The 10,262-nt window shown below is 53.7% G+C and carries 3 protein-coding genes; all 3 read left to right on the top strand.

Going from position 1 to position 10,262, the window contains the following annotated elements; all coding sequences use genetic code 11:
- Window positions 1-210 (top strand): hypothetical protein (locus AB1I67_RS22425; RefSeq protein ID WP_367032577.1); only part of this gene is annotated, 210 nt, incomplete at its 5' end.
- Window positions 179-9,628 carry an RHS repeat-associated core domain-containing protein gene (locus AB1I67_RS22420; protein ID WP_367032575.1) on the top strand — a complete coding sequence of 3,150 codons (9,450 nt, stop codon included), beginning with the start codon at window positions 179-181 and terminating at the stop codon, window positions 9,626-9,628. The genes AB1I67_RS22425 and AB1I67_RS22420, both read left to right, overlap by 32 nt.
- A gap of 9 nt (window positions 9,629-9,637) precedes the next feature.
- Window positions 9,638-10,024 (top strand): hypothetical protein, encoded by a 387-nt coding sequence (locus AB1I67_RS22415; RefSeq protein WP_367032573.1) that lies wholly within the window; start codon window positions 9,638-9,640, stop codon window positions 10,022-10,024.
- The last annotated feature ends 238 nt before the right edge of the window (window positions 10,025-10,262 follow it).

Here is a 10,262-nt window from a genome sequence, read left to right as displayed (position 1 = left end):
CGGTGTCCCGGAATATGCGCAAACGTTTTGCAGGAAGCCTGGCAGGCAGCCTTGCAGAAAAATATCACTGATCCGGAATACCATTTTTTCCAAAAACAATACAGTTTTTTCCATAAATATTGTCGAAATCCCTCCCGAAATATAAAGTTAAAGTATTATATTTCGGGAGGGATTCTGTATGAGTACAAAACCAAAAAAGGAGCAGCATAAACAGCATACATGGACACGGCGCGCCTGCAAACAGGCAGTCAGCTGGCTTTTATGCATCAGCATGATCGCGCCCAATATGGCGCCGATCGTGTCCCAGGCGGCGACAGCTCTGGACAACATGCCCCGGCGGGTGGATTTTTCCAGGCAGAAGGCGCTGACCCTGAGGGATATCGGCCTGCGCTCTGCCTCCGGTTCCAACGCCCAGGGAAGCTATGACGTCATTGATATGAACGACCTGATCCTGGATGAGGACAACTGGATGGAGGAGCTGGAGGAATTGGGTTATGGCTATATGCTCCCCTATGCATCCGACTCTGACCTGGCTACGGACGCAGAGTGGCGTCTGCCGGAGGACTATTATGACCTGGACAGCCTGATCGATGAGCCGGACGGCGAGCTGATCCAGTTCAACGACTATTACCGCACCTATGAGATCGCTGAGCACGAATACATCACCGTGATGGGCGGCTACAGCGGCATGTACCAGGATGAGAACGGCGAGGTCTGCCAGACCGACAATACCCTGCGTCTGGCGGGGAACCGTTCCCGCTCTGCATCCGGCATGAAATATTACAACACCGCGGGACGCTGGGATATCGTGATCCCGGCGCAGATCACGTCCTCCGACGGGATCACCATGGAGAATAACGACATCCGCATCGAGCTGGTCCCGGAAGGCGACTTTACCAGGAGCCTGGCTGCGGGCAACGCAGTGCGCTTTGCGGATGTGTACGAAAACATCGACTACCAGTACACGGTGCTCGGCGAGACCTTAAAGGAGGATATCATCCTTCTGGAGCCGTCCGATAGGAACACCTTTACTTACCGTCTGAAGACTCCGGGCCTGAAAGCGGCAAAAGAAGGGCGTTCCATCATCGTCTACAAGTCCAGGAAATCCGAGCCGCTCTTTACCCTGGAGGCTCCTGTGATGATCGATAACGCGGGGGAGACCAGCGCGGATCTAAAGCTTGCCCTGACCGGCACGGACGGGAACTACACGGTGCGGCTGAAGGCAGATGAGGACTGGCTGAACGCGGCGGACCGCAGCTATCCGGTGCGGATCGACCCTGCGAACATGGTGCCGTCCAATGAGTTCCTCCTGTGCCTGACGGCGGAAGATAAACCCGGCCAGGTCCTGGGCTGGAACCAGGACGCTTATGTGGGATATTTGGATGGTATGGGCAACTGCCGCCTTTACATTGCGTTCAATGAGACCAACTGCCCGTCCATCCTGTCATTTTTTGACGGGTCGGGCGCTGTGGCGGAGGAAGCCATCCTGCGGATGACCACCCAGACGGGGAACGCTGTGGGAAAGACGGTATTCCAGCTTGCTTATCCGACCACCGCATGGAATGCCCATTCCGTGACCTGGAACCATGCCCCGGCCTTAGATGAACAGCCCGAGGGCGCGCCCGCTCCGGGGCCGGACCAGTTCATCGAGTTTCATATCACGGACCGTTTAAATGAATGGATCCAGGGGACGAAGCTCCAGGCGGGATTTGCGGTCAAGGCCATGATCGAGGCCGGGCCGGACCACCGTCCGGAAGACATCATGCCGGCGGAGCGTTTCTACAACCAGAACCATGAGTCCATGGGGCCGCGGATCGAGGTCCACTGGACCGGCGAGGCCATCGAGACGGATATGGCATCTTACCCGCTGGCAGACACCACGACGGAGGTAAAACCATCCATCATCAAGACCGGCATCGAGGGAAGGACAGCCACCGGCGTGATCGCCCATGGCAAGACCACCGCGGATGCAGAGGTAGAGTATACACTGATCGACGAATCTGAAGATGAGGTTGACAACGGCAAGGATACGGCCCATGGTTCCCTGGACCGTCCGGACTTTGACGAGGCAGGCCTGGAGCATGGCCAGATATTCTTAAAGCAGTCCAACTGGCAGAGCGCCGGTTATCCGTCGGATAGCCTGGAGTTGGATACAAAGTACCATTTCAGTGTCACAGCCACAGCCCCGCCTGAGGAGGAAGAAGGGGAAGAGGGCGGTGACGGCGGCGATGAGGAGCCGGAGACCTTCGGCCCGAAGGACACCGACACGTTCCTGTTCTACGAGGTCCAGTTAAATGACATCGTACAGCGGATCGCCCAGCACTACGGCGTCAATCCCAATGTCATCGGCAGGGACAACTCACTGTACCGGGGACAGCTCACAGAGGCGGGCACGATCCTGTTTATCCGCGAACCGCAGACCAGCGATCCCTATACGCCAAAGCCCATGTCGACCTTGGAGCAGGACATCTTAAACGGCCTGCTTTTAGGAGCGAACCCGGAGTGCCTGATCGACTTAGAGCCGGTGAACATCAATACCGGTAACTTTTACATGAACCAGTCGGACGCGGAGATCCCGGAGTTAAACGGTGACTTCGGCGTTTCCAGAAGCTACAACTCCCTGATCCCGGACCGCCGTTCCGAGTTCGGCATGGGCTGGTCATCGCCCCTTGGCGAGCGCCTGACCATACTGGGGGACGGACGTATCCTCTATAAGCGGGAGGACGGCGCGTTCATCACCCTGAAGAAGGACGGGGACGTCTATAAAGGGGAGAACGGACGGGACCTGGTCTTAGAGACCCTGGACTCCCTGGACGTGGATATGGCGACCCGTTCCAACGCATGGAAGGACGACGGGGACGGAGAGGAAGACGAAGAAGGGGAGAGCGGAGCGTACAGAAGCTCTGCCGGATACAGCACAGCGGCGGCCGGATCTGCGCAGGACCCTGCCGCAGAGGATGATGCTGACGGAGATCCGGACAGCGATACAGAAGAAGGCGGGGAAGAGGAAGAACCCGTACCGGCTATGCCGAACGTGGCGGGCTTTAAGCTGACCTCCCTGGACGGCAGCGTGCGCGTGTTCGATGCCCTGGGCTTTATGCAGTACCGGGAGGACCGCAAGGGGAACCGCACCACATTTATTTACGATGAGAACTATAACCTGCTCCAGGTCATTTCCCCGACGGACAAGATCCTGGAGATCACCATGGACGAGGAGTACCGGATCACGGAGATCGGCCTTCCGGACGGCACCAGCCTTACCTATGAGTATGACGATGACGGCAACCTCATATCCTTCACAGACCAGAAGGGCGATTCCCGCCACTACGAGTATGATGACATGCATCATATGACCGCATGGCAGGATGAGAACGGCAATACCGTTGTAGAGAATCTTTACGATGAAAATGGCCGGGTGACCCAGCAGACGGATGCGAACGGCGGCACGGCCTCCATCCGCTACGAGGATGGCCGCAGCATCATGACCGATAACCGTGGAAATGACACGGTCGTATACACAGACGAGCTGGGCCGGAGCATCCGCGTGGAGTATGCGGACGGGACCGGTACCGAGAGTAGCTACGATGCGGACGGGCATCTGGCATCCCACACGGATGAGAACGGAGCCGTGACCCGTTACACCTATGATGAGAGTGGAAATATCCTGACCGAGACCCGGGATGACGGAAGCAAAGCTGTCTATACCTACAATGAGTCCAACCTGCCGCTGACGGCGACGGATTATGAGGGGAATACCACCCGTTTCACCTATGATGAAAAGGGCAATCTGACCTCCATGACCGACGGGGAAGGCAATACGACCCGATACGGGTATGATGAGATGAGCCGTCTGGTCTCTATCACAGACGCCAATGACGGGACCAGCAGGTTTGAGTATGATGGGGCGGCAGTGACTGCTTACACCGACCCGGAGGGCAATACCAGTACCTTCACCTACGATGAGATGAACCGGGTCCTGACCCAGACCGACCCGGAGGGAAATACCACAGAGCATGATTACAATGCAAACGGCTGGGAGACCGCCGTGACGGCCCCGGACGGCGGCGTGACCGCCTACGAGTTCAGCCCCGCAGGGGAAGTGCTCTCCATCATCGACCCCATGGGCGTAGCGACCACCTTCACCTACGACGCCATGCACAACATCCTCTCCGGCGAGGACGCACTGGGCAATACCCTCCACTATGAGTATGACGCCAACTATAACAAGGTGGCGGAGACCAACGCCAAGGGGGACAAGACCGCCTATGAGTACGACGCCCGCGACCGGATGGTGAACGTGACCGACGCCCTTGGGCAGACCATCGCCTACACCCTGGACGGCAACGGCAACACTACCGGGATGGCCGACCGCCGCGGCAACACGACAGAGTCCTGGTACCATAAGGTCTTAAACCTGTCCACCATGATGAAGGACGCCCTGGGGAATGAGACCTACTACCAGTACGACCATAATGGCAACCTGACCAAGATCACCTACCCGGACGGCACATCCATCACCTATGCCTACGACCGCGCCGGACGCCTGGTGCGCACCACCGCCCAGAACGGCCTGGTGACGGAGATCGGCTACGACGGCAACGGCAACATCACCCGCATCACCGATAATGAGACCCGCGTCTACCGTTTTGCCTATGACGGGAACAACCGGTTAGTGAAGGCCACCGACCCGCTGGGAGGCGTGACGGAGTACGCCTACGACGGCGCAGGCCGCCAGACCCTTGTGACGGACGCCAACGGCAACAGCACGGCCTATGCCTATGACGCTGTGGGACGCTTAAAGGAGATGCAGGACGCCCTGGGCGGGTCCGCTTCTTCTGAGTATGACTTAAACGGCAGGACACTGAGCTTCACCGACCAGAATGACCATACCACCACCTGGCACTACGACGTGATCGGGCAGGTACTGGCCCAGGTGGACGCCGCAGAGAATATCACCGCCATGGAATACGACTCCCTGGGCAATGTAACAAAGGTCACCGATGCCTTAAAGGGTGAGACCGCCATGGATGTGGACGCCCTGCGCCGCACCGTGAAGATGACCGATGCACTGGGCGGGGAATACACCTACGATTACGATGAGAATGGGAACCTCTTAAAGGTGACCATGCCCGACGGGGATACGGTGAGCATGTCCTACGACGCCAATAACCGGATGACCTACTACCGGGATGAGGCGAGCGTGGTGACCCGCTATGAGTATGACTCCATGGGACGTATCACAAAGGCTCAGGATACCGCGGGTAATGTGATGACATATCAGTACGATGAGAGCGGTAACCTGGTGAAACAGACCGATACCATCGGGCGGGACGCTATCTATGAGTATGATAAGTTCAACCGCCTCATCAGCGTGACCGGAACCGATCTGGCGACCACTACTTACACGTATGACCCGTTAGACCGGCTCGCATCTGTGACCCAGGCGGACGGAACGGTGACCAGCTACGAGTACGACCCGGTAGGGAACCTGATCAAGACCACAGAGCCGGGCGAGGCAGTCTACACCTATGCCTACGATGCCATCAACCGCCTGACAAATAAGGTGAACCCGTTGGGGGCATCCACCACCTTCCAGTATGACGCGAAGGGTAACCTGACCGGTACTGTGGACGGCGAAGACAATACCAATGTCTACGTCTATGACGTGATCGACCGCCTGACCACCCTGACTGACGGGCGCGGTAACGACACGGCCTACGAGTACGATGAGCTGTCCCGTCTGCTGTCCCACACGACGCCGGAGGGCAATAAGACCGAATACCGTTACGATGCACTGAGCCGCATGACAAAGGCAAAGGATCCCAACGGCCTGATCACCGAGTACCAGTACGACGTGATGGGGAACCTGGTGGAAACCATTTCCCCGAAGGGGGCAAGGACTGCTTACACCTATGATAAGCACGATGAACTGACCAGCATCACTGACCCGGCAGGCAACGTCACCCGCTATGCGGTGGACTTAAACCGCCAGGTGACGGAGATGACCCAGAAGAACGGGGCGAAGTATGCCTATACGTACGATCCGGTGCACCGGCTCACCAGCATCACTACCCCTCTGGGTCTCAAACAGGAGCTGACTTATGATGTAGCGGATAACGTGATAAAGGATACGGACAACTTAGGCCGCACCACCACCTATGAGTATGATATCATGCACCGGATGACGAAGTCCACCAATGCAAAAGGCGGCGTGACGGAATTCGGTTATGATATCCGGGGTAACCAGAATCAGATGACCAACGCCATGGGCCATACTTGGAACTACCAGTATGACCTGATCGACCAGCTGACGGCCAGCGTGGACCCGGAAGGGAAAGCGACGGAGGCGGTCTATGACCTGGTGGGCAATATCACCAGCATCACCAGGCCGGGCGAGCGGACCACCAGCTATACCTATGACCAGAATTATAATCAGACCAGCATTACCGATCCGAAGGGCTATCTCTACGGGGACATCTACGACCGGGATAACCGCCTGACCGGAACTGTGGACCCGTTAAACCAGACCCAGAGTGTCACCTATGACCCGGGCAGCCGCGTGACGGAGCTGAGGGACAAGATGGGCCTTACCCAGGCATTCACCTATGATCCGCATGGAAATGTGCTGACCAGCCGGACCACTAACGGTCTGATCACCCAGTTCCAGTATGACATCCTGGACCAGCTGGTGCGTGTGACCGATCCTATGGGTTATCAGACTGCTTACCAGTATGATGTGATGGGCAATATCACGTCCATGACCAATGCGAAGCTGAAGACCACCACCTATGAGTATGACGCCGAGGGCAACATGACCTCCCTCACCAGCCCCATGGGACGTAAGGAACAGTATACGTATGATGTGGGCGGACGGATGACCGAGCGTCTGACCCCGTCCGGCGGAAGGATCTTCTACGATTATGACACCTTAAATGCCCTGGCGGATAAGTCCTACAGCAGTGCAAACGAGCTGGGCAATGACCGCCCGGTGAAGATGGTCTATAACGTGATGGGCCAGCGGATCTCCATGGAGGATATCACAGGGGAGAGTACTTATACCTATGATTCCTTAGGCCGCTTAAAGACCGCGACTAATGGCTCCGGGAAAGTGGTGGAGTATTTCTATGATGAAGCGGATAACCTGGAAGCCATCCGTTATCCGGACGGCGGGGAAGTAAGCTATGAATATGACAAAAACGACAACATCACCAAACTGACCGACCGTGATGGACGGGCGACCGCCTATGAGTACGATCCGTTAAACCGTCTGACCCATGTAATACGTGCAGACGGCAGCGAGAGCGTATACACCTACAACGCCAGGAACCAGGTGCTGGAGGCAAAGAATACCTGTGTCTGCGGCATTTTGATCAGTGATTACCAGTATACGTATAATGACGCAGGACTGGTCACGAAGGAAGTGGCGAAGGAAGACCTGTTCACCTCCAACAAGGATCATGGTCACAATGGAGGAGAGAAGGACAAGTGCGCCCATGCAAATGGTAGCGGAGGCAGCGGCAATGACCCGTGGTGGAACGGATGGGACAGCCAGAACCCGTGGCAAAACCAGAACCCGGAGTGGGAGACCACAGTGCGCACCTTCACTTATGACGATAACGGCGAGATGACCGGCTGTGAGGAGAGCAAGGGGCAGTTCCATAAGGTGACCTATACTTACAAGTATGATGAGGCGGGAAACCGTACTTTTGCAAAGAAAGCCAAGACATTCCCATACAGTTACCTGGAATCCTGGCAGAATATTTACACCTACAATGATGACAACCAGATGGTGGCGGCGACGGTCTGCGAAGGAAATCTGACGAAGGACTACACGTTTACCTACGACGCCAACGGCAACCTGACCCATGAGTGTTACCAGAAGCAGGCGGAAGTGGTGTACCAGTATGATACAGAGAACCGTCTGACGGCAGTGTATGACCAGCAGAAGCTCCTTATGGCGTCCACCTATGACGGCGACGGGAACCGCGCATTCCAGCTGAACTACAACCCGGCGGCGGAATGCGGCTACGGGATCGGCTGGGGCGGTGAGATCTACATGCCGGAGCACAGCCGGAATGAAGATGAGAGCCTGACGGCGGAAGGCCAGCTGTTCAGCTATATCTGTTCAGATACGGGAAGGGCCTATGACCTGACCGAGTATGTGAATGATACCAACCGGGAGTATACGGAAGTATTGACAGCCTACACAGTCAACAGCGGGGCGATGGAGTCTTACAGCTACGCAGGTACTATGCGCAATTCCAGGAATGATATCTGGACCGAGGCGCGGGATGTGGTGCGGAATGAGATGAGCTACTACCTGTATGACGGACGTGGGAGCGTGACGGCAAATACCTGGTATAATGGCAGAGTGACCGATGTGTACCAGTATGATCCTTATGGACAGGTGACGCTGGGGAGCACAGAGCATACAGATTTCTATGGGTATAACGCAGAGAGCTATAACCCGAATACCGGGCTTGAGTTCTTAAGGGCGAGGTATTATAATGCTAATCAGGGGAGATTCTTCCAGGAAGATACTTATCTGGGGGATATTACGGATCCGCTGACGCTGAACCGGTATGCTTATGTGAAGAATAGTCCGTTGAATTATGTTGATCCGAGCGGACATGATCCTCGTGACGAGTTCGACAGTCCCAGTAATTATCTTCCGGGTCAATATGAAATAGACGCTTTAGGAGATTCATATTATCAAGATTGGATTTTACGATATCAAGCGGCGAATAATAATGATGAAAGATGGGCATTGGTCGATGAGAAAAATGCTCGAATATATCCTGATAACAGCCAGTTGAGAAAATGTATTGAAGATCTGATAGAGGGAATCGAATCAGGCCGATTGAAAGTAGTTAGTTTATGTGAAGATGCACATTCAGGGTATAGGGTTGGGGTGTATGAAGCAGATGCAATAGTCAACAACCTTGTTGTGGATATTCTAACATTTGGAAATGGTTATTGGAGCAGAGCTTATGTTAGAGATCACGATATATATATTTATATTCATGATGCGAAAGCAGAAGCTGAGAATGAAACTGCGTTTAATCTAGGTTATAATGTAGGGGGTATAACACGGTTTTGGACATACGCATCAATAATTGGGGCCGCGCTAGCTAACAATACAGCGAATCCTGGTGGAACAGGAAATGTTAGGGTTACGCCAGAGGGGTATGAAGTCTATATCGGGGGCGATGCGGCAGTAGCTGGTGGTATGCCGGTAGTTCCGGATATTTCAACTATCAACAAGAATGGTGAGGGGGAATCTGAGACTGAAAATCCTCAAGATTACTTGGACGAGGCTCTGGAGCGACAAGGGTTAGAAAAAACGCCAAAGAAATTAAAAGAAAAATGGACAGATGGAGAATATAATTATGAAGTCCGAGTTCATGAGGGAAATAGTAAATATACTGATGCGGATAGTATATATCGCGTATCCAGGCAAAAAGTTCCAGATCCGAACCCTAAAGTACAAGGTTCAGGGAAAGAGTATTTAGGAAGTGATGGTAAGTGGTATCACGAAAGTGAGCTGAGCGAATTTAATAAAAACGGAACACCTAATCCCTTGTACAACGAACACGGTGCTAAAGTAACGCATATTCCAGTTGACTAGGAGGAAATAATGAGATTAGATGAAATTAAAAATGAAATAAGCAAAATTAATAACTATTTAAAAAATTGCTTATGGATGGATTTTGAAATCTGTGAGATGAGTTTCATCAAAATAGAGGTAGCAGGGCGAATTGATAGAAGTATAAATGACTTTTCTATTTCTATTGAATTCAACCAACCATATTTAGTTTACGGATTACTAACTTGGGGGTTGGATAACTCAAAGGAATTCATTAGCTTGGCGAAACCATCAGAGTTTATCGAATTTAATAAAAGGTATAGAATAGAGCAAGGTAAATACCTTTTTAGAATTAATATGGAGGATTTTGATGAGGGTATTTACATAGCAGCATCTGATGTTAAATGTGTTATTTATAAAGAAAATCCATTTGATTAATGTCTGCATTATTTTTTGAAACAATTACATCGCCCGGCGTTGCCGGGCGATGTCTCCAGAGGTTATGCGTTTTCCAGCATAACCTCTTTAACCTGCACACTTTTCGACCTTGGCAATATCGGCGGATTTGGAGAGAAATGCCTCCGCCTCACATCGGCCCAACGAGCCGAGATACCTGCTCCATGGTACATCTTTCCGAGCAGTGTCTTAAAACTGGCACACAGGCCGACACGGCGCG

The organism is Clostridium sp. AN503 (assembly GCF_040719375.1).
Classification (GTDB): domain Bacteria; phylum Bacillota; class Clostridia; order Lachnospirales; family Lachnospiraceae; genus Brotaphodocola.
Note: the sequence above shows the minus strand (reverse complement) of the source record. Positions and strands in the feature narration are given on the sequence as shown.

Excerpts from the sequence above, each read along its gene's own strand:
- AB1I67_RS22415 (WP_367032573.1), top strand. The coding sequence starts at position 9,638 with ATGAGATTAGATGAAATTAAAAATGAAATAAGCAAAATTAATAACTAT.
- AB1I67_RS22420 (WP_367032575.1), top strand. The coding sequence starts at position 179 with ATGAGTACAAAACCAAAAAAGGAGCAGCATAAACAGCATACATGGACA.